Raw genomic sequence first — 21649 nt, forward strand, 5'->3', positions numbered from 1 at the left:
ATGGGACAGAAAGAGATTTACCAACATTTCAATCGCGAAGATCACGAATTTATTGATCGGTGTATTGAATTGTCAGAAAGAGTAATTGAACGCTATTCTGTTGAGATTACGGGGTTTTTAAACCCTCATCAGGTCGCTATTTTACGTAATGTTGCGGCAAGCTACCAATTACAGGTCTTTGCTTCCAGTGATAAGCAGAAAATGGAGTATGCCAAGGTCATTGTGGCCCCTGATTATTACCAATTGGATCCAAGTGACTTTGATCTGGCCCTATTGGAAATGGTCTATGCTTCAAAATTTCATCACTTGACCCATTCTCAGGTACTGGGGACTATTGTCCACCAATTAGGTGTGGAGCGCAAGTCCTTTGGAGATATTCTGACAAGTGATGGAAAGATCCAAGTATTTGTTGAACAGCGTTTTGTTCACTATTTCATGGATCACATCCAGAAAATTTCTCGGGTACCTGTTAAGCTGAGGGAAGTTCCTCTATCTGATCAAATGATCGTAGAGGAAGAAAGCCAGCAGCGAGATATTCTCGTGTCGAGTTATCGGTTAGATAAGGTGATTGCTGGGACCTTCAAGCTTTCGCGCTCACAAGCTAGTCAATTGATTAGTTCTGGTTTGGTAAAAGTCAATTATGCGACAAATACCAATGGTAGCTATGCTGTAGGTTTGAATGATTTAGTCAGTGTCCGACGCTTTGGGCGTCTTAAAATTGTTTCTGAAAATGGTATTTCAAAAAGTGGAAAATATAAAGTAACTGTTGAAGTACTCTTAAGTAAAAAATGAGGAGGAGTTATGGCTCTTACTGCTTTAGAAATTAAAGATAAAACTTTTGGCGTTAAATTTAGAGGGTATGATGCGAACGAAGTAGAAGAATTTCTAGATATCGTTGTTCGCGATTATGAAGATCTTGTTCGTTTAAATCATGATCAAGAAGCAAAAATTCAAGCTCTTGAAGAACGCTTAAACTATTTTGATGAAATGAAAGATTCATTGAGTCAATCTGTTTTGATTGCACAAGATACTGCTGAACGTGTAAAACAAGCAGCTAACGAACGTTCTGAAAATATTGTTCGTCAAGCTGAACAAGATGCACAACATTTAGTAGATGAAGCAAAACAAAAAGCAAATGAAATCCTTCGTCATGCAACGGATAATGCCAAGAAGGTTGCCGTTGAAACAGAGGAGTTGAAGAACAAGACACGCGTCTTCCATCAACGTTTGAAATCAACCATCGAAAGCCAATTGAGCATTATCGATACGCCTGAATGGGATGAAATTCTTCGCCCAACAGCTATGTATATTCAAACAAGTGATGAAGCTTTCCGTGAAATTGTTGAAAAAGCTTTGGGTGAATCTGTTCACCATCATCATGCAGAAGATGATAACATTGATTTGACTCGTCAATTCTCTCCAGCTGAAATCGAAGAATTGCAAAAACGCATCGAAGCTGCGAATTTAGAATTGGGTGCAACACAAGCGTTTGAAGGTTTGAATGAAAAAGTTCAATCAGCTTTAGAAGAAGCAGAGCACGCTCGTCATGAAAATGAGGAAGTCGTTGAGGTTGAAGAAACTGTTCAACCAGAAGATGATGCAAATCGTGAATCTGTCAATATTTTATAATTTTGTAAAAACAGGTCCATTAATGATAGATCTAGCGAGCAGATGATGGTGGAAGATCTGCACTCCCTCTTAATGGATGATCCTTTTACAGTATTCGTTCTGAACCCTTGAGTAAGAACGGACGTTTCCCTCGTTACGGGAAAAGAGGGAAAAAGACCTAGTCTTTTTCCGAACAAAGGTGGTACCACGATTTTCGTCCTTTTTGCGAGTCGTGGTTTTTATATTATCAATTTACATTAAAGGAGTAAACATGAAACTTAAAGAAACCCTCAATCTTGGGAAAACAGAATTTCCAATGCGTGCTGGTCTTCCGACCAAAGAGCCAGTTTGGCAAAAGGAATGGGATGAAGCTAAACTTTATCAACGTCGTCAAGAATTAAATGAAGGAAAACCGCATTTCACGCTTCATGATGGTCCTCCGTATGCCAACGGGAACATCCACTTAGGACATGCCATGAATCATATCTCTAAAGATATCATTGTTCGTTCTAAGTCTATGTCAGGCTTTTATGCACCTTACATCCCAGGTTGGGATACTCATGGTTTGCCAATTGAGCAAGTTTTGGCAAAACAAGGTGTTAAACGCAAAGAAATGGACTTGGTTGAATACTTGAAACTTTGCCGAGAATACGCTCTGTCTCAAGTAGATAAACAACGCGAAGACTTTAAACGTTTGGGTGTTTCTGGTGACTGGGAAAATCCATATGTAACACTAACTCCTGACTATGAAGCAGCGCAAATCCGTGTCTTCGGTGAAATGGCTAATAAAGGCTATATCTACCGTGGAGCTAAGCCTGTTTACTGGTCATGGTCATCAGAGTCAGCCCTTGCTGAGGCGGAAATTGAATACCACGACTTGGTTTCAACATCCCTTTACTATGCCAATAAGGTCAAAGATGGCAAAGGTGTTCTAGACACTGATACTTATATCGTCGTTTGGACAACAACTCCATTCACCATCACAGCTTCTCGCGGTTTGACAGTCGGTGCGGATATTGATTACGTCTTGGTGCAACCAGCTGGCGAAACTCGTAAGTTTGTGGTTGCTTCAGAATTGTTGAACAGTTTGTCTGAGAAATTTGGTTGGGCAGATGTTCAAGTTTTGGCTACTTACCGTGGTTCAGAATTGAACCAAATTGTGACAGAGCACCCATGGGATACAGCAGTAGATGAACTCGTTATCCTTGGTGACCATGTTACAACTGATTCTGGTACTGGTATCGTCCATACAGCTCCTGGTTTTGGTGAGGATGACTACAATGTCGGTGTTGCCAATGGGCTTGAAGTTGCTGTGACTGTTAACGAACGCGGGATCATGATGGCCAATGCTGGAGCAGAGTTCGAAGGTCAATTCTACGACAAGGTTGTGCCAACAGTTATTGAAAAACTTGGTGATTTACTTCTTGCTCAAGAAGAAATCTCTCACTCTTACCCATTTGACTGGCGTACGAAAAAACCAATCATCTGGCGTGCAGTGCCTCAATGGTTTGCTTCTGTATCTAAATTCCGCCAAGAAATCTTGGACGAAATTGAAAAAGTGAAGTTCCACTCAGAGTGGGGTAAAGTCCGTCTTTACAACATGATTCGTGACCGTGGTGACTGGGTCATCTCTCGTCAACGTGCTTGGGGAGTTCCTCTTCCAATCTTCTACGCAGAAGACGGAACACCAATCATGACAGCTGAAACCATCGAGCATGTAGCGCAACTCTTTGAAGAACATGGTTCCATCATCTGGTGGCAACGTGAAGCGAAAGACCTCTTGCCAGAAGGATTTACCCATCCAGGTTCACCAAATGGCGAGTTCAAGAAAGAAACAGACATCATGGACGTTTGGTTTGACTCAGGTTCATCATGGAATGGTGTCGTGGTTAACCGTCCAGAACTCAAATATCCAGCAGATCTTTATCTTGAAGGTTCAGACCAATACCGTGGTTGGTTTAACTCATCACTTATCACATCTGTTGCTAACCATGGCGTAGCTCCATACAAACAAATCTTGTCTCAAGGTTTCACATTAGATGGTAAAGGTGAGAAGATGTCTAAATCTCTTGGAAATACCATTGCTCCAAGTGATGTTGAAAAACAATTTGGTGCGGAAATCTTGCGTCTCTGGGTAACCAGTGTAGACTCAAGCAACGACGTACGTATCTCTATGGATATCTTTAGTCAAGTTTCTGAAACATACCGTAAGATCCGTAACACCCTTCGTTTCTTGATTGCTAACACTTCTGATTTTAACCCAGCTGAGGATGTAGTAGCTTACGAAGAACTTCGTTCTGTTGATAAATACATGACTATCCGCTTTAACCAACTTGTTAAGACTATTCGTGACGCTTATGCAAACTTTGAATTCTTGACAATCTATAAAGCCCTAGTGAACTTTATCAACGTTGATTTGTCTGCTTTCTACCTTGACTTTGCCAAAGATGTTGTTTACATTGAAGGGGCTAAGTCACTTGAACGTCGTCAAATGCAGACCGTCTTCTATGATATTCTTGTGAAAATCACCAAACTCTTGACACCAATTCTTCCTCACACTGCAGAAGAAATCTGGTCATATCTCGAGTTTGAAACAGAAGACTTTGTTCAATTATCAGAATTACCAGAAGCAGAAACGTTTGCCAACCAGGAAGAAATCTTGGATACTTGGTCAGCCTTCATGGACTTCCGTGGTCAAGCGCAAAAAGCCTTGGAAGAAGCGCGGAATGAAAAAGTGATTGGTAAATCACTTGAAGCTCACTTGACTGTTTATCCAAATGAAGTTGTGAAAACACTTCTTGGAGCTGTTGATAGCAATGTTGCTCAACTCTTGATTGTTTCTGAATTGACCATCGCAGAAGGCTCAGCTCCAGAAGGTGCAGTGACCTTTGAAGATGTAGCCTTCACAGTTGACCGTGCCGCTGGTGAAGTTTGTGACCGTTGCCGTCGCATCGATCCAACAACGGCTGAACGTCACTACCACGCAACCATCTGTGATCACTGTGCAAACATCGTCGAAGAGAACTTTGCGGATGCAGTCGCAGAAGGATTTGAAGCTAAATAAAAGCCATTAAAAGAAGTTCCATAAAGGAACTTCTTTTTTAATGGCTAGAATAGTGTAGAGATTCATGCATTAAGGAAAGAAAAAAGTAAGGCAAATTGGCCTTACTTAGTAATTGGAAAGGAAATTTCAATTAGTTTATCGGAGTAGAGGGTTTTAATAGCGGATTGGTCAATGATTTGAAGATCAATCTTACGTTTTAAAAAGAACTCACGAATTTTTTCTACTTCAGTTTCACGAATAGCTCGGTGTTTGTTACTGATCAATAATTCATAGTGTGTTGGGGCCTGTGTAAAAACGACATCAGTATTGCCCGCGGAATAAACCTCGACAAGCAAGGCGTCAGTGCTGGCAAGTTGGCTTTTGACCAGTGCAGCATGACTATTTGTGGTATTAATGAGCTTCATATGAGTTCCTCCTAACCTCTATCTTCATTTATTATAGCACTTTTTTATTTTTTGTGAAAGAATTCCTTTATTTTTTGTGGGTATTTTTCCACTGTTCAATGCCCCATTTATGACTGCCACGTTTGAGTTTTTCAATAGCTTCATCTACAGGAAACCAAGCAAGATTGTTAAAATCTTCCAGTGGTTTTTGAGCCTCTGTATAGTCTAGCACTTCATAAATATAGGCAGGATTGTAGTAGTAGGTGTCGCGATGACTGGAATAGAAATACTCATCTGCTTGGCCATAGTATTGTCCTAAAACAGCGGTAAAACCTAATTCTTCGATCAGTTCCCGCTTCAGAGCTTGCAAGTGATCTTCACCTGCCTCTATTTCCCCGCCAGGCAAGAACCAAGCCCCATTTGGAGCTTGAACGAGGATAATCTGATCCTTGTCCTTATTGGGAATAACAGCGTAGACACCATAGCGATTGATGTAGGTCACATCTTGTTTCTTTTCACCAAAACTTGGAATGGTCATGGTTTTCTCTTTTCTTATTTTTTCATCATTATATCATATTTTTTAGCAAAAATCTGGAGGGAAAAAAGAAAGAGACTGGGACAAAAGTCCTAGCCTCTCAATTGTTTTTGGATTGTTGATCAAGACGCAGTGGTTGAGTGGGCTCTACTACGCTGATTTCATCAGCTTTTACAGCCCTACTCAACTGTGCGGAGGTGGGACGACGAAATCGAATTCTAACGAATTACCGATTTCTGTCCCACTCTCTGAATGTACATTTACTGATTATGATTCTGAAGTCTGTTCAACTGGTTTGTGAGCAGACTTGATAGAGATTTTCCCATTGCTGGTCATGACGGCTTTGAGTTGTTTCTCACTTGGATGTTCCAGGTAATAATCGGTAATGGCATCTTCGATATGGTCTTGGATGGTACGACGGAGTGGGCGGGCCCCCATTTTTGGATCGTATCCCAGATCGACCAATTTTTCTTTCACCTTCTCTGTCACATCCAGATGAATCTCATTTTGTGCGAGACGTTGATTGACCTCATCGAGCATGAGGGTAACGATTTGGAGAAGGTTTTCTTTTGATAGAGGTTGGAATTCAATGATGCCATCAAAACGGTTCATGAATTCAGGGCTAAAGAAATTCCCGAGTTCTCCAAGTACAGAGTTGGTTCGACCTTCGCGAGCAGCTCCAAAACCAACATTGGCCTCAGCTTTGCCAGTTCCAGCATTAGAGGTCATGATGATAATGGTATCTTTGAAGCTAACGGTACGGCCTTGACCATCTGTCAAACGGCCATCATCCAAGACTTGCAAGAACATGTGCATGACATCTGGATGGGCTTTTTCCACTTCATCCAATAACACGAGGGAGTAAGGATTGCGACGGACCTTTTCCGTTAGTTGTCCAGCTTCATCGTAGCCAACATAGCCTGGAGGAGCTCCGACTAGTTTCGCTACGCTATGTTTTTCCATGTATTCGCTCATGTCAAAGCGGATCATATTGTCTGCAGAGCCAAAGAGCTCGATCGCCAATTGTTTAGACAATTCGGTCTTTCCGACACCGGTTGGTCCGACAAAGAGGAAGCTTCCGATCGGACGGTTAGGAGATCCTAGGCCGACACGATTGCGTCGAATGGCTTTCGCGATTTTATCTACTGCATCGTCTTGACCAATCACATGAGCTTTCAAATCAGAAGCCAGATTGATCAATTGAGACTGTTCTTTTTCTTTCAAATCACCAACAGGAATATTGGTCTTTTGTTCAACGATGTGTTCAATCGTTTTTTCACTGATGACAGGGGTTTCCTGATCGGTGACATGTTGACCTTGCATTTCCTTGTATTTCGCGATTTGGTCGCGGAAGTAGGCTGCTTTTTCAAAATCTTCTTCGCGGGTTGCTTGGGCTTTGAGGTTTTCAGCTTCAATCAAGCGCTGGTCGATCACTTTTGGATCCACAAAGTTTAGGGTCAGGTTCATCTTAGACCCCGCTTCATCCAACAAATCAATGGCCTTGTCTGGCAGGAAGCGATCTTGGATATAGCGGTTTGAAAGAATAGCTGCCACTTCGATGGCCCCGTCTGTATAGTGGACGTGGTGGTAGTCTTCGTATTTTTTCTGGATGCCCTTGAGGATGGTGATGGTTTCTTCAACCGTTGGTTCATCGACCTTAACGGGCTGCATCCGACGTTCCAAGGCCGCATCTTTTTCAATGATACGGTATTCATTGAGGGTAGTAGCACCGACTAATTGGAGTTCTCCACGCGCTAAGGCTGGTTTGAGGATATTTCCAGCGTCCATATTGCCTTCGCCGGCTGATCCTGCGCCAACAATTTCATGGATTTCGTCGATGAACAGAATAACATCTTCGCGTTGACGAATTTCATCCATTAATTTTTGCATGCGTTCTTCGAATTGACCACGGATGCCAGTGCCCTGAACGAGGCTGACGACGTCTAGGCGGATGACTTCTTTTCCTTGCAATTTATGTGGAACGTCGCCATCGACGATTTTTTGAGCCAGGCCTTCCACAACGGCAGTCTTTCCGACCCCAGGTTCCCCAATCAGAACCGGGTTGTTCTTGGTTCGACGGTTGAGAATTTCGATGACACGGATAATCTCCTCGTCACGGCCGATGACAGGGTCAATATCCCCTTTGCGGGCAATTTCTGTGACATTGATGCCGAACTCTTCTAACAGTCCTTTTGGCTTTTGAGGGCGTGCTTGACGAGGATCTTGACCACCACCACGGTTATTGTTTTGGCCGTAGCCGCCACCTCCATAACTGCCTCCGGATTGAGTTGGAGGAGTTTGAGGTTCTTGTGGACTTTGGAAGTTTCCAAGGTTATTGAAGAAATCTTCGAAGGGATCTCCAGTCAGTTGGCTCCGTTGGGTCATGCCTTTCAAGAAGCTGTTATTTGGGTCTGTTTTCATAATTTTATAGCAATTTTGACAGAGGTCTACTTGCTGCTGACGTCCATTTACATTTGTATATAAATGGATGGTTGATTCATTTATTTTACAATTTTGACAAAGCATATACATACCTCACAGTAGGTTTTTGATGGTTTTCCATCAAGAGACAATCCTATTTTTAAAAGGTCAAAAATAGTCAAAGATTTATAGTTTCATTATATCAGTATTCTAGAAGTTTGCAAGAATTTGCTACGGAATGTCGCTAAGGATTGAAGAAAGAGCAAATCAATGGAAAAATGTGAATTTTTATTGGAAGAGCTTTCTCTTTTATGATAAAATAGGAGAGTAGAAAGTAAAGAGGAGAAATAAAATGGAATCACATTTAGTACGGATTATCAACCGTTTGGAGACGATGACAAAAGACGGTGGAAACTTGAAACGTAATTTTGAACGTGACGGTGTTGTTGTCGCTGAAGTAGCCTACAACCACAATGAAGAAGAAGGTTCAACCTTTACACTTCGTGATGTTGAAGCGCGTGAAACCTATACATTTGATAGCATTGATTTAATTGCAATGGAAATTTATGAATTGCTTTACTAAGCAGCTGTGTGGATGAGTTTGGGGTGGTCTCAAGCTCATTTTTTGTCCATCTGGCTATAGTTTTCGTCTATAGGAAATTCTAATTAGGAACAGTTAGGTTTGAGAGTTGAAATCTGCTATAATAGAGAGGACTATTTTCATTACTTGACTAGAAAGAGAATTGATATGACGACACTCATTGATGGGAAGGCGCTCGCTACAAAATTACAGGGTGAGATTGCGAAGAAAACAGCACGATTAAAAGAAGAGACAGGAGTTGTGCCTGGCCTCGTTGTCATCGTGGTAGGAGATAATCCAGCTAGCAAAATCTATGTAAGAAATAAAGAGCGTTCTGCTATTGCGGCAGGCTTTCGGAGTGAAGTGAGACGACTTCCTGAAAGCATCAGCCAAGCTGAATTATTAGAAGTGATCGAACACTACAATCAAGATCCCCTTTGGCATGGGATTTTGGTGCAGTTGCCACTGCCTAAGCATATCGATGCGGATGCAGTCCTTTTAGCCATTGATCCGACAAAAGATGTGGATGGCTTTCATCCATTGAATATGGGACGCTTGTGGGCTGGGAATCCTCTCATGGTGCCTTCAACTCCCGCTGGGATCATGGAGATGTTCAAAGAGTACGGGATTGATCTAGAAGGGAAGCGAGCAGTCGTGATTGGTCGTTCCAATATCGTTGGAAAACCAATGGCACAGTTGCTCCTCGCCAAAAATGCGACGGTAACCTTGACCCATTCCCGGACCCATCATCTGCCTAAAATTGCTAGAAGAGCAGATATCTTGGTTGTTGCGATCGGTCGTGCGAAATTTGTAACAGCAGACTTCGTGAAAGAAGGCGCCGTTGTTATTGACGTCGGAATGAATCGCGATGAGAATGGCAAATTGTGTGGGGATGTCGATTTTGACTCCGTTGCCCCTTTGGCCAGTCATATTACCCCGGTACCAGGAGGGGTTGGGCCTATGACCGTCACCATGCTGATGGAGCAGACCTACGAAGCAGCTGTTCGTGCCTTAAAAAAATGAAAGTGTGAACAAGATGAAGTTTGTATTTGATTTAGATGGAACCCTGTCATTCGATGGTGTCACAATCGATGATGAAATCAAACAGGTCTTATTGAGAGCAGAAGAATTTGGCCATGAAGTTGCCTTTGCTTCTGCACGTTCTTACCGGGACTGCTTGGGCCTTTTAGGGGACTCATTGAGTCAGCAACTCGTGATTGGTTTAAATGGTGGATTGGCCTATCGCCAGGGGCAATTAGTATATGAGGAACAATTGGACAAGGATGTGTATCGGGAAGTCCTTGGCTTTTGTCGCCATTACAATCTACCATTTTTTGTGGATGATACCTTTGATTATAGCGGACAGATTTTGGAAAAGATTCCTTTTGTTGCTAATGTGGATCCCCTCAAGAAAGCCCAGTATCGCTCGTTAGAGGAGCTGACAGATCCGATTAAGGTCGTGATCTATATGGGTGGTCATGAGGAGCTCGTGGATGAGATCATCGAGCGGATCGAAAAGACAGAAAAGGCCCATATCCGCTATCATGCGCATGAAAAATGCATCTATCTCAATCCAGCAGACACGCATAAAGCCACAACGGTAGAAGAACTCTGTGGAGAGAATTTCGTGGCTTTTGGCAATGATCAAAATGATATCGAGCTCTTTGAAAAAGCTCTTTATGCAGTTCAAATTGGTGATTTTCCAGCCCTTCAGCCTTATGCGGATGATCAATTGGTAGCCAAACAAAATCAACCACAAGCTGTGGCTGCTAAGATCTTGCAAGTCTTTGCAGAATTCAGAGGAAAATAAAAGATGGAGGGGGAGTCGTGGCTTCTCCTTTTTCGCTAGAAATGAGGAAGGTATGAGAACAGTTCAGAAAGAAGAGATCCAGCGAGTCATTGTGAAGCGAGATGCGAATTCTTATAAGGGCGATTTTGGTCGCCTGCTCTTGATTGGGGGGACTTACCCCTATGGGGGAGCTATTATTATGGCGGCGCTTGCTGCGGTTCATAGTGGTGCGGGGCTGGTTACTGTCGCAACAGATCCTGACAATCTGACAGCCCTTCATAGCCATCTTCCTGAAGCTATGGGCTTTGATCTGGCGGATCACGAACTTCTTCGGGAGCAACTCCAAAAAGCCAGCGTGATTCTTGTCGGTCCAGGCTTAAAGGAAGCAAGAGAAAGCCAAGCAATCTTGCAGATGATTTTTGAGCAAGTCTCTAGCCAGCAGGTCTTGATATTAGATGGAGGAGCTATTAGTCTTTTTGCGGCCTCTCAGTTTGACCTGCCAGAGGCTCAGTTGGTCTTTACCCCTCACCAAAAAGAATGGGAAAAACTGTCAGGGCTTGATCTAGCAAGCCAGACAGAAGGCAAGAGTCGAAGAGCAGTACAGAACTTTCCTCAAGGGACTGTCATTGTAGAAAAAGGGCCACACACCCGCATTTGGACAAGTGGGCAAGATGAGGGCTATCAGCTAGATGTTGGTGGTCCCTATCAAGCAACAGGGGGTATGGGAGATACCTTGGCAGGGATGATCGCAGGATTTACGGGTCAATTCCCACAGGTCAGTCTCTATGAGCGCGTGGTGGTTGCGACCTATCTCCATTCAGCCATTGCAGAAGACTTGAGCAAGGAGTTTTATGTGGTTCTACCCACGACCATCAGCCAAGAAATCCCCAAATGGATGAAGAAGTGGAGTGACAAAGATCAGGTTATCAGCACTGAAAATAGAAAATAGGTAAAAAAGATGAAGGAAAGCATTCGGAAAGCAAATCAGTATATCGATGAAAACAGGGAGAAGGTCAACCAGCAATATCGAGGAGCATTTCATTTGCTACCTCCAATCGGCTGGATGAACGATCCAAATGGCTTTGTTTATTTCCGTGGGGAATACCATTTGTTTTACCAATTCTATCCCTATGATAGTGTTTGGGGGCCCATGCATTGGGGGCATGCCAAATCAAAAGATCTTCTCCATTGGGAAGAACTGCCAGTAGCTTTAGCACCAAGTGAAAGCTATGATAAGGATGGTTGTTTCTCGGGTAGTGCTATTGTGAAAGATGACAAGCTCTATTTGCTGTATACTGGTCATGTAGACGATGAGGAAAAGCGCGAGGAGACTCAGTGTCTTGCGGTTTCGACAGATGGCATTACCTTTGAAAAGTTGCCTACTAATCCAGTGATCCATGCTCAACATATTGAGGGGATCGCAGATATTGCAGATTTTCGTGATCCTAAAGTATTTGAATACCAAGGAAGCTATTACGCTGTCGTTGCTTCTAAGACGCCAGATGACAGAGGTCAGATTCTCCTATTTGCATCAAGTAATCTAGTAGATTGGGCCTTTACATCAGTTCTTTTAGAAGGTGAAAAAGGGCAAGGGATTATGTGGGAGTGTCCCGATTTCTTCCCTTTAGATGGCAAATGGGTCTTGATCTTGTCACCCATTGAAATGGAAAGACAGCAAGAAAAATACTGGAACTTAAATTCGACGGTTGCCTTTATCGGTGACATGAATTGGGAAACAGGGCGCTTTCGTGTCGATTCCTATGATGAAATGGATGGCGGTTTGGATTTCTATGCTCCTCAAACTTGTCAAGGACCAAAGGGCGAACGATACATGGTTGCATGGATGCAAATGTGGCACCGGTCTATGCCCAGTCATGATTTAGCTCATGGGTGGGCAGGTAGTATGACTCTTCCAAGAAAATTGTCTCTGAAAGACGGACGATTGGTTCAGGAATTACCTGAGTCTGTGAAAGATCACTTCCTTGTAGAGAATGCGCCAGAAACCATTGTGAAGGGCAATCAAATCACGATCCCAGCTAGAGGGAAACAAACCTTGTTTGAGATAGGTGCTAAATCAGGTCGCTCCTTTATCCTAAGCTATGGGAATGAATCTGATGCTGATAGTGCCTTGCAATTGATTTACGATGCCTTCAATAAACGCTTTAGCTTGAGTCGAGACCAATTTGGATACCTCATTTCTGGAAAAGAAAGCCCAGAAATTCAATCAAGATGGATTCAGTTGGATGGTGAAAAGGATCATCATTTCTCGATTCTTCGAGATACCAACTCAATTGAAGTATTCGTGGATGGTAAAACTCTCTCGATGACCTTTTATGAAACGACTGAGAATCCTGTCTATACCATCACGGCAGATGAAGGGGTCAATTGGGTCGTGAAAACCTATCAAAAATAGGATACAAAAGCCTCCTAAAGAATAAAGAGAGTGGGACAGAAATCGGTAATTCGTTAGAATTCGATTTCGTCGCCCCACCTCCGCACAGTTTAGTAGGGCTGTAAAAGCTGATGAAATCAGCGTAGTAGAGCCCAGTCAACCGCTGCGTCTTGCTCGACAATCCAAAAATAACTGAGAGGCTAGGACTTTTGTCCCAGCCTCATTTGTTGTATCCTAAATAGGTTTTGAGTTTCATCGAAGAAAATTTAGGGATTGGCCTCATGACCGATCTGACTCTTTTTCCAGAATATCCAAATCTTGTCAAAATTCCGCTGGTTGAAGAGGAAAAAACAGTCTTCTATATTAGTTATGCATATCCAAATGAAGGGGAACCCCAAGCGCTTCTTAGCTCCTTTATTGAACGGTTAGAAAAGTGTGAAAAATAAGGAAGCTGGTGTCAAACAGACAAGTAGAGGATAACTTGAATAAAATGAGGCTTGTAGAGAAAGGAAATTCATGATTTCGCTTTGTCTGCCAGCCTTTTTTGGTGTTTTTTGGTATAATTAAACTTGATCATATTCTGCAGAAAGGAGTTCCTATGTCCAACTATTTATCCGTATCAAGTTTGACCAAATATTTGAAATTAAAATTTGATAAGGATCCCTATTTGGAAAGGGTTTATCTGACAGGGCAGGTCTCCAATTTCCGAAAACGCCCCAATCACCAGTATTTTTCATTAAAGGATGAAAAAGCGGTTATTCAGGCGACGGTCTGGGCTGGGGTTTATCGAAGCTTTGGTTTTGAGCTAGAAGAAGGCATGAAGATCAACGTCATCGGTCGCATTCAGCTCTATGAGCCAAGTGGGAGTTATTCCATTGTTATCGAAAAGGCTGAGCCAGATGGGGTAGGGGCCTTGGCCATCCAATTTGAGCAACTCAAGAAAAAGTTGACCGAAGAAGGGCTCTTTCAGGATCGGTGGAAGCAAGCTCTGCCACAATTTCCAAGAAAGATCGGGGTCATCACCAGTCAAAGTGGGGCCGTGATTCGCGATATTATCACAACGGTGAGCCGACGCTTCCCTGGTGTTGAGATTGTGCTCTACCCGACCAAGGTTCAGGGTGAAGGTGCATCTAGTGAGGTGGTTGCTAATATTCAAAGAGCTAACCAACGGGATGATTTGGATGTCTTGATTATTGGTCGTGGGGGTGGTTCGATTGAAGATCTCTGGGCCTTTAATGAAGAAGCAGTGGTGCGAGCCATTTTTGAATCGCGGATTCCGATTATCTCCAGTGTTGGACATGAGACAGACACGACTCTAGCCGATTTTGTAGCAGACCGACGAGCTGCTACTCCAACAGCCGCTGCTGAATTAGCTACTCCAGTGACCAAATTGGATCTCTTGTCCCATTTACAAAAGCAGGAAAATCGCATGGCAACAGCGATGTCCAATCGCTTGGCCTATAATCGTGAACGCTTGGCGAAATTAAGTCAATCGGTTATTTTTAGACAGCCTGAAAGACTCTATGATGGCTACCTGCAAAAGATTGACCAGTTGCAATTGCGTTTGAAACAAGGGATGCGCGATGCATATGGACAAGGGGCCAATCAGCTGCAAGGTCTGCGTCATCGCCTAGAAGCCACGTCTCCTTTGCATCGCATCGAGCGCTACCAGGACCGCCTGCTCCAAGATAAGAGAATCTTAATCAACCGAATGGAACAAGTCCTTAAAGAGCAAAAGATCAAGGTGCAAGGCTTATCAGAAGCTCTCTTGATGCTCGATACCAGTCGGATTATTGCGCGTGGCTATGCCATGGTCAAGGAAGGAGATCAGGTTCTAGATTCGGTTGCGAAAGTAACAGAAGGGGACCCGCTGTCCCTCATCATGAGAGATGGCCAGTTAGAAGTAGAGGTAAAACATGTCGAAAGAAAAGAAATTTGAAGAAAATTTAGCAGATTTGGAAGTCATCGTCCAAAAATTAGAAAGTGGTGATGTGGCTTTAGAAGAAGCCATTACAGAATTCCAAAAAGGAATGAAGTTGTCAAAAGAATTGCAAGATACTTTGGATCAAGCAGAGAAAACCTTGGTCAAGGTCATGCAGGCAGATGGTACTGAAGCGGATCTAGCATGAGACAAGAAGAAAAACGAAATAGAGTAGAGCAAGCAGTTCGCTCTTTTTATGAGGAGAAAGCCGTTGCCCCCCATTTAGTGGACTCGGTCCTGTATTCGATCCAGGCAGGTGGAAAACGCCTGCGCCCCTTGCTTCTTCTAGAATTGTTAGAGGCCTTTAGATTGGAATTGACGGAGGCTCACTTTCAAGTGGCAGGGGCTTTAGAGATGATCCATACAGGAAGCCTTATTCACGATGATCTGCCTGCCATGGACAATGACGATTACCGTCGGGGGCAATTGACCAATCATAAGAAATTCGGAGAAGACCTGGCGATTTTAGCAGGGGATGCGCTTTTTCTCGATCCCTTTGGGATGATAGCTGCGAGTGCCCTTCCTGATGCGGTCAAGGTCTCCTTGATTCTTGAATTGTCAGATGCTTCCGGTAGTCGTGGAATGGTAGCTGGCCAAGTCCTTGATATGGAAGGGGAGCACAAACAGCTCACGTTAGCAGAATTGCAGACCATCCATGCCAATAAGACAGGACGCCTCCTTGCCTATCCTTTCATCGCAGCCGGTTTGATGTTAGAGTTGCAAGCAGACATTGCTCAGCTCTTAGAAAAAATCGGGAAAAAATTAGGCCTGGCTTTTCAAGTGCGAGATGATATTTTGGATTTGGTCGCTGATTTTGAAGCTTTGGGGAAGACTCCTCAAAAGGACTTAGTAGCTGAAAAATCGACCTATCCAGCCTTGTTGGGATTGGAAGAATCAAAAGCTTTGCTGACAAGCGAATTAGACGCTTGCGAGGACTTGTTGGATCAGATTACAAGTGCTTGTGACTTTGATCCGCGAGCGATCAAGAAATTAATAGAAGGATTACGAATAGATGGCTAAGGAAAGAGTGGATGTATTAGCCTATAAACAAGGCCTATTTGATACCCGCGAACAAGCCAAAAGAGGGGTGATGGCAGGTCTTGTCGTTGCCGTTATCAATGGTGAGCGCTTCGATAAACCGGGTGAAAAAATTGATGAAGCAACCGAGTTGAAATTAAAGGGCGAAAAGCTCAAATATGTCAGCCGGGGCGGTCTTAAATTAGAAAAAGCCCTGAACCAATTTGGTTTATCTGTAGAGGGGAAAATTGCGATTGATATCGGAGCTTCTACAGGTGGCTTTACAGATGTCATGCTGCAAAATGGAGCCAGCCAGGTCTTTTCGGTGGATGTCGGGACCAATCAGTTGGCCTGGAAATTGCGCAATGATCCTCGGGTGGTCTCGATGGAGCAGTTCAATTTCCGCTATGCCGAGCCAGATGATTTTGAAGCGACACCGAGCTTTGCGAGTATCGATGTCAGCTTTATTTCCTTGGACTTGATTCTGCCAGCCCTTCACCGGATTTTGGCAGATAATGGACAAGTCGTGGCTTTGGTCAAACCTCAGTTTGAGGCAGGACGCGAACAGATCGGGAAAAATGGGATCATTAAGGATCCTAAGATTCATTTAGCCGTTCTTGAAAAGGTCGCTGCTTTTGCAGGGACACATGGCTTTGCGGTAATGGGAGTAGATTATTCCCCTATCCAAGGAGGCCATGGCAACATCGAATTTTTGATGTATCTAGAAAAAAAAGAAGAGAAAACAAAGCCGACTACAGAGCAGCTGGAGGCTGTTGTGGAGCTGGCACACAAGGAATTTAAACATGAAGAGTAAGAATATTAGATTAGAAAAAATTCGCCGCTTCATTCGCGATCATGAAGTGGGGACGCAAGAAGAGATCGTCGAACATTTGAAAGAAGAAGGCATCTCAGCAACCCAAGCGACAGTATCACGGGATATCAAAGAATTGGGCATCGTAAAACGCCCTCTGAAAGACATGACCTATGTCTATGAATTGCCACGTAAGCACCACCAAGGGATCGGGATGATCGAAAGCAATATTTTGTCTCATCGTCGCATGGGAGAATATGTCAATTTCACCATGGTTCCAGGGACAGCTCCTTTAGTTAAACGGCGCTTGCGGGAGATTTATAAGGAGCATATCTTTAGTATTGTTGCAGATGATGATACGATCTTACTGATCGCCTATTCAGCTCCAGAAGCAGAGAATATCCTCAAATCAATCTTTGGGTGGTAAGAGGCTATGCTATTAGAAATTTCGATTAAGAACTTTGCCATTATCGAAGAGATTTCCTTAAATTTTGAAAAGGGAATGACGGTACTGACAGGGGAAACAGGTGCAGGGAAATCCATCATTATCGATGCTATGAACATGATGCTGGGAAGCCGCGCAACGACTGATGTCATCCGACATGGAGCCCCAAAAGCGGAAATCGAAGGTCTCTTTACCGTTGAGAGCAATCGCCATCTGACGGCTCTCTTTGAAGAGCAAGGACTAGAGTGGACCGATGAATTGATCATTCGCCGAGAGATCTTGCAAAATGGACGAAGTGTCAGCCGGATCAATGGTCAGATGGTGAATTTGTCTGTCTTAAAGGCAGTCGGTCAACATCTGGTGGACATCCATGGCCAGCATGATCAGGAAGAACTCATGCGGCCCCAATTGCATATCGCTATGTTGGATGAATTTGGGGATGCAGCCTTTTTCCAAACCAAAGATGCTTATCGTCAGACCTTTGAAGATTACAAACGCCTGCGCAAACAAGTGGTGGAACTCCAGCGCAACCAGCAGGAAAACAAGGCCCGTATCGAGATGTTGGAGTTTCAAATTGCAGAGATTGAGGCAGCTGCCTTGGAAGTAGATGAGGACCTGCATCTGGAGCAAGAACGCCAACGCCTGCTCAATCACAAGATGATTGCTGATACCCTAACCAATGCCTATACCATGCTGGATGCAGAAGAGTTTTCGAGCCTCTCCAATGTTCGCTCAGCCATGAATGATCTGGAAAGCATTGAAGAATATGATCCGACCTACAAAGAGCTCTCAAGCCAGTTATCGGAAACCTTCTATGCCCTTGAGGATATTACCAAGCGCTTAGAAGATGTGGTCGATGGTCTGGAGTTTGATGGCAATCGCCTCATGCAGGTGGAATCGCGTTTGGATTTGATCCACTCCATCACGCGCAAGTATGGTGGCCAAGTCAAGGACGTCTTAGAATACCTGGCGCAAATCACCAAAGAATATAGCCTCCTCACCGGAAGTGACCTCTCGTCTGAGGATTTGGAAAAAGAACTCAAACGTTTGGAAAAGAGTTTGGTCACCTTGGCTCAAGATTTGAGTGATCAGCGGCATACTCTGGCCCAAGCTTTGGAAAATGAAATCCAGCAAGAATTGGCAGATCTCTACATGGACAAGGCGCGTTTTCAAGTGCGTTTTAGTAAGGCTAAGTTTAATCGTGAGGGAAATGAAGCTGTCGAATTTTACATTTCGACCAACCCAGGTGAGGACTTTAAACCTCTTGTCAAGGTAGCATCCGGCGGAGAATTGTCACGCTTGATGTTGGCCATTAAGTCGGCTTTTTCTCGAAAAGAAGGAAAAACCAGTATCGTCTTTGACGAGGTGGATACAGGGGTCTCTGGGCGCGTGGCTCAAGCCATTGCAGCGAAAATTCATAAGATTGGTCAAAATGGCCAAGTGCTTGCCATTTCTCACCTGCCTCAAGTCATCGCTGCAGCAGATTATCAATTCTATATTGAGAAAATCAGTGATGAACACTCAACTGTATCTACTGTGCGTTTGCTCAATAGAGAAGAACGAATTGAAGAAATTGCCAAGATGCTGGCAGGAGAGGATCTAACGGAAGCTGCCCGTCAACAAGCAGAGCAACTTCTCAAGCGTTAAGAGAAAGAAGGTTTGAAACAATGTCAACATACTTTGTAGTCGGAGATATTCACGGAAAAGCACAAATGCTAGAAGAGCTCATGACAGAATGGGATGGAAAAGCTCAATTGGTCTTTTTAGGGGATTTGATAGATCGAGGCGAAAACAGCAAACGATCAATTGAAATCGTAAAGGACTACGTAGACCATCACGGAGCTGTTTGCCTTTCCGGGAATCACGAGTACATGTTTTTAGCCTGGTTGGACAATCCAGAAGAGCGTTATGACCACTACCGAAGAAATGGTGGCGATACGACTATCAACTCTCTGTTAGGCCGGCCGCTCGATGCTCCTGTAGATGGCATTGCGGATGCGCAAGCAGTAGAAAATGCCGTTCCTGACTTGGTGGCCTTCATCCGTAGTTTGCCTTTTGACTACGAGACAGAGACCTATTATTTTGTACACGCTGGTGTGGATCTAACCCTTGAAAATTGGCGGGAAACCAGTGATTACCAAAAAGTCTGGATCCGAAAACCATTCCATGAAGCGGAGAATCATACAGGCAAATGGATCGTCTTTGGCCATACACCAGTCTATGGACTGCTCAATGAGCCAGTCGGTACCGAAAATCTTTGGATTTCAGACCAGAAGATGGGCGTCGATGGAGGCGCTGTCTATGGTGGAGTCCTCCATGGATTGCTTTTGGATGATCAAGGCATCGTCCATGACCATGTCCTTCATAATACAGGTTTTTCTGCCGCAGACGACTGAGGAAGCAGGAATGGATATCTTTCACTGCAAAACCCCGTGTTTTTTGATATAATGAAAGCAGAACATTCTTAGGAAGAGTATAGAAATATATGGCAAATATTAAAATAGTTACAGACTCATCTATTACAATTGAGCCTGAAGTGGTTGAAGAATATGGCATTACCATTGTGCCACTTTCTGTTATGGTGGATGGAGTCCTTTATTCCGACAGTGAGTTGGGTGAAGGGGACTTCTTGCGCTTAATGCAGTCTAGCAAAAATCTTCCAAAGACCAGCCAACCACCCGTTGGAGTCTTTGCGGAGGTTTATGAAAAGTTAGCAGCAGACGGAGCTCATATCGTTTCGATTCATATGTCTCATGCCTTGTCAGGAACCGTAGAGGCGGCTCGCCAAGGGGCAACCTTGTCAGGAGCAGATGTTACTGTGATTGATAGTGGCTTTACAGACCAAGCCATGAAGTTCCAGGTGGTTGAGGCAGCCAAGTTGGCCAAAGACGGAGCTGATTTAGACACTGTCTTGGCTCGCATCGAAGAAGTCAAAGAAAAGACAGAGTTGTATATCGGTGTTTCTACCTTGGAAAATCTGGTTAAAGGTGGGCGCATTGGCCGTGTTACAGGACTTTTGAGCTCCCTTCTCAATATCCGTGTCGTGATGCAAATGAAGGACCATCAGTTAGAACCAATCGTCAAAGGGCGCGGTAACAAGACCTTTAAGAAATGGTTGAATGAATTGGTAGAGAATCTTTCCCATAGTAAGGTGGCTGAGATCGGGATTTCTTACGCAGGGGCACCAGAGTGGGCCAATGAAATGAAGGCTCAGTTGCAATCGTTCGTTGAAAATGCTATCCCAGTTCTCGAAACTGGATCGATTATTCAAACCCATACAGGTGAGAATGCATTTGCAGTTTTGGTGCGCTACGAATAAGCTGAATAAATGTTTGAAAAAACAGGTTTAGTACTTGACCTAAAGGCTTTTTTTAGATATTATAGTACTGTTAAGGCGTAAAGCCTAAAAAAATTTGGAGGATTTGTTAAATGGCTAACAAACAAGATTTGATCGCAAAAGTGGCAGAAGCTACAGAATTGACTAAAAAAGATTCAGCAGCAGCTGTTGATGCTGTATTCGCAGCAGTTTCAGAATACCTTTCAAAAGGTGAAAAAGTTCAATTGATCGGTTTCGGTAACTTCGAAGTTCGTGAACGTGCAGCTCGTAAAGGTCGCAACCCACAAACTGGTAAAGAAATCAAAATCGCAGCTTCTAAAGTTCCAGCATTCAAAGCTGGTAAAGCTCTTAAAGAAGCAGTTAAATAATTGCATTTTGAAAAGCCATCCTAGATTTCTAGGATGGTTTTTTTGTTGGACAGCTCTATAGGATAAGGGTATAATAGGAAAAAAGAAGGAGAGAGAAAAGACCATGCGATTCATTTTAGGCCTCTTTGCCTTGTTGTTTATCCGACCTATTTTGTATCTATTGAAAGGGCTGTGGTTCGTACTGGAGTTCTGTATTATGATCCTCGTGGTCAAAATGATCCTAGGAACCGTGCGCTGGATGACCAGTTGGATCGGTTGAGAGTAGATGAATCTATTTCAGGCTCGTGAATCAATGTCCCCCGGACATAAACTCGCTTTTCGGTTTTCAGGCTCATGAAAAAAATGTCCACTGGACATTTTTTTAATTAAAAGCATTCTAAATAGTGATTTATTTTGAAACATGCTATAATAGGGGTAACGAATCGATTAAATCATATTGGAAAGGGGGGATCATAGTGAACGCATTGCATCGTCATGAAGAAGAGCGCGTGGAAGAAGTCTTGCAAAATTTGCGTGCCAAGGGTATTCGGATTACTGATACCCGCAGAGCAGTTCTTTCCTATTTAGTGGCGAGTCATGAACATCCAAGCGCTGAGAAGATCTATCGCGATTTATTGCCTCAGTTTCCAAGCATGAGTCTAGCAACTGTCTACAACAATATCAAGGTTTTGATTGATGAGGGGGTTGTTTCTGAGATCAAGGTTCGCAATGATACCACGACCTATTTTGATTTCATGGGGCATGACCATTTGAATGTGGTGTGTGAAAAATGTGGTCGTATCGCAGATGTGGATATCGAAGTCCCAGATCTTCGTGAAGAAGCAGCCAGTCAAAGTGGCTACCAGATCACCAAAACCCAGATGACGGTCTATGGCATTTGCCCCGACTGTCAGAAAAATTAATGTGAGAGAAACCAGA

Annotated in this window: 23 protein-coding genes; 20 read left to right on the forward strand and 3 right to left on the reverse strand. The window is 43.6% G+C overall.

Annotated elements, in window-relative coordinates; all coding sequences use genetic code 11:
* From HMPREF2686_RS08720 to ileS, 3 genes are all read left to right on the forward strand, one after another.
* A complete protein-coding gene (locus tag HMPREF2686_RS08720; RefSeq protein WP_083280269.1) occupies positions 1–792 on the forward strand; it encodes a YlmH family RNA-binding protein in 792 nt (263 codons plus the stop codon).
* 9 nt (positions 793–801) lie between these two features.
* Positions 802–1629, forward strand: coding sequence for a DivIVA domain-containing protein (locus HMPREF2686_RS08725; RefSeq protein ID WP_021152770.1), 828 nt, complete (start codon positions 802–804; stop codon positions 1627–1629).
* Positions 1630–1879: 250 nt separating this feature from the next.
* Positions 1880–4672 carry an isoleucine--tRNA ligase gene (ileS, locus tag HMPREF2686_RS08730; protein ID WP_070450336.1) on the forward strand — a complete coding sequence of 931 codons (2793 nt, stop codon included), beginning with the start codon at positions 1880–1882 and terminating at the stop codon, positions 4670–4672.
* A 101-nt stretch (positions 4673–4773) separates the two neighbouring features.
* Here the strand turns inward: ileS and HMPREF2686_RS08735 are convergent, their stop codons facing one another.
* The 3 genes from HMPREF2686_RS08735 to HMPREF2686_RS08745 form a co-directional block, all read right to left on the reverse strand.
* Positions 4774–5076 carry a DUF1827 family protein gene (locus HMPREF2686_RS08735; RefSeq protein ID WP_003012157.1) on the reverse strand — a complete coding sequence of 101 codons (303 nt, stop codon included), beginning with the start codon at positions 5074–5076 and terminating at the stop codon, positions 4774–4776.
* Between the two features lie 67 nt (positions 5077–5143).
* On the reverse strand, positions 5144–5593 hold the full coding sequence (locus HMPREF2686_RS08740; protein ID WP_070450337.1) for an NUDIX hydrolase: 450 nt from the start codon (positions 5591–5593) through the stop codon (positions 5144–5146).
* A gap of 264 nt (positions 5594–5857) precedes the next feature.
* The gene (locus HMPREF2686_RS08745) at positions 5858–8116 is read right to left on the reverse strand and encodes an ATP-dependent Clp protease ATP-binding subunit (protein WP_070450338.1); all 2259 of its coding nucleotides are present in this window, start codon (positions 8114–8116) and stop codon (positions 5858–5860) included.
* Positions 8117–8363: 247 nt separating this feature from the next.
* Between HMPREF2686_RS08745 and HMPREF2686_RS08750 the strand changes: the two genes are divergently transcribed.
* The 17 genes from HMPREF2686_RS08750 to HMPREF2686_RS08825 all read left to right on the forward strand — a co-directional run bounded on the left by HMPREF2686_RS08750 (position 8364) and on the right by HMPREF2686_RS08825 (position 21633).
* Positions 8364–8594 (forward strand): DUF1797 family protein, encoded by a 231-nt coding sequence (locus HMPREF2686_RS08750; protein WP_003005989.1) that lies wholly within the window; start codon positions 8364–8366, stop codon positions 8592–8594.
* A 165-nt stretch (positions 8595–8759) separates the two neighbouring features.
* Positions 8760–9614 carry a bifunctional methylenetetrahydrofolate dehydrogenase/methenyltetrahydrofolate cyclohydrolase gene (locus tag HMPREF2686_RS08755; RefSeq protein ID WP_049506982.1) on the forward strand — a complete coding sequence of 285 codons (855 nt, stop codon included), beginning with the start codon at positions 8760–8762 and terminating at the stop codon, positions 9612–9614.
* Between the two features lie 13 nt (positions 9615–9627).
* Positions 9628–10401, forward strand: coding sequence for an HAD-IIB family hydrolase (locus HMPREF2686_RS08760; RefSeq protein ID WP_004219876.1), 774 nt, complete (start codon positions 9628–9630; stop codon positions 10399–10401).
* Between the two features lie 52 nt (positions 10402–10453).
* Complete coding sequence (locus HMPREF2686_RS08765; protein WP_004219850.1) at positions 10454–11329, forward strand: NAD(P)H-hydrate dehydratase; 876 nt, start codon at positions 10454–10456, stop codon at positions 11327–11329.
* 9 nt (positions 11330–11338) lie between these two features.
* A complete protein-coding gene (locus tag HMPREF2686_RS08770) occupies positions 11339–12793 on the forward strand; it encodes a glycoside hydrolase family 32 protein (RefSeq protein WP_070450339.1) in 1455 nt (484 codons plus the stop codon).
* 260 nt (positions 12794–13053) lie between these two features.
* Entirely contained in the window at positions 13054–13218 is a 165-nt protein-coding gene (locus HMPREF2686_RS08775) for a type 2 periplasmic-binding domain-containing protein (RefSeq protein ID WP_024055990.1), read from the forward strand.
* Between the two features lie 152 nt (positions 13219–13370).
* Complete coding sequence (xseA, locus tag HMPREF2686_RS08780; RefSeq protein ID WP_024055991.1) at positions 13371–14711, forward strand: exodeoxyribonuclease VII large subunit; 1341 nt, start codon at positions 13371–13373, stop codon at positions 14709–14711.
* Positions 14689–14901 (forward strand): exodeoxyribonuclease VII small subunit, encoded by a 213-nt coding sequence (locus HMPREF2686_RS08785; protein WP_024055992.1) that lies wholly within the window; start codon positions 14689–14691, stop codon positions 14899–14901. The genes xseA and HMPREF2686_RS08785 overlap by 23 nt, the downstream gene beginning before the upstream one ends.
* A complete protein-coding gene (locus HMPREF2686_RS08790) occupies positions 14898–15773 on the forward strand; it encodes a polyprenyl synthetase family protein (protein ID WP_070450340.1) in 876 nt (291 codons plus the stop codon). Before HMPREF2686_RS08785 ends, HMPREF2686_RS08790 begins: the two co-directional genes overlap by 4 nt.
* Positions 15766–16584, forward strand: a complete 819-nt coding sequence (locus HMPREF2686_RS08795; RefSeq protein ID WP_031576079.1) for a TlyA family RNA methyltransferase — start codon at positions 15766–15768, stop codon at positions 16582–16584. The genes HMPREF2686_RS08790 and HMPREF2686_RS08795 overlap by 8 nt, the downstream gene beginning before the upstream one ends.
* Positions 16574–17008: an arginine repressor gene (locus tag HMPREF2686_RS08800; protein ID WP_003006022.1), complete on the forward strand. Its 435-nt coding sequence runs from the start codon at positions 16574–16576 to the stop codon at positions 17006–17008. Before HMPREF2686_RS08795 ends, HMPREF2686_RS08800 begins: the two co-directional genes overlap by 11 nt.
* 6 nt (positions 17009–17014) lie before the next feature.
* Positions 17015–18673: a DNA repair protein RecN gene (recN, locus tag HMPREF2686_RS08805; RefSeq protein ID WP_021152787.1), complete on the forward strand. Its 1659-nt coding sequence runs from the start codon at positions 17015–17017 to the stop codon at positions 18671–18673.
* A gap of 20 nt (positions 18674–18693) precedes the next feature.
* The gene (locus tag HMPREF2686_RS08810; RefSeq protein ID WP_024055581.1) at positions 18694–19422 is read left to right on the forward strand and encodes a metallophosphoesterase; all 729 of its coding nucleotides are present in this window, start codon (positions 18694–18696) and stop codon (positions 19420–19422) included.
* 89 nt (positions 19423–19511) lie between these two features.
* A complete protein-coding gene (locus HMPREF2686_RS08815; RefSeq protein ID WP_003006035.1) occupies positions 19512–20345 on the forward strand; it encodes a DegV family protein in 834 nt (277 codons plus the stop codon).
* A gap of 110 nt (positions 20346–20455) precedes the next feature.
* On the forward strand, positions 20456–20731 hold the full coding sequence (locus HMPREF2686_RS08820; protein ID WP_003006038.1) for an HU family DNA-binding protein: 276 nt from the start codon (positions 20456–20458) through the stop codon (positions 20729–20731).
* A gap of 103 nt (positions 20732–20834) precedes the next feature.
* Positions 20835–20990 (forward strand): hypothetical protein, encoded by a 156-nt coding sequence (locus HMPREF2686_RS10590; RefSeq protein WP_024054834.1) that lies wholly within the window; start codon positions 20835–20837, stop codon positions 20988–20990.
* 196 nt (positions 20991–21186) lie between these two features.
* The gene (locus HMPREF2686_RS08825) at positions 21187–21633 is read left to right on the forward strand and encodes a Fur family transcriptional regulator (RefSeq protein WP_003006041.1); all 447 of its coding nucleotides are present in this window, start codon (positions 21187–21189) and stop codon (positions 21631–21633) included.
* Positions 21634–21649: the final 16 nt, after the last annotated feature.

Source organism: Streptococcus sp. HMSC057G03, assembly GCF_001808745.1.
Lineage (GTDB): Bacteria > Bacillota > Bacilli > Lactobacillales > Streptococcaceae > Streptococcus > Streptococcus parasanguinis_Z.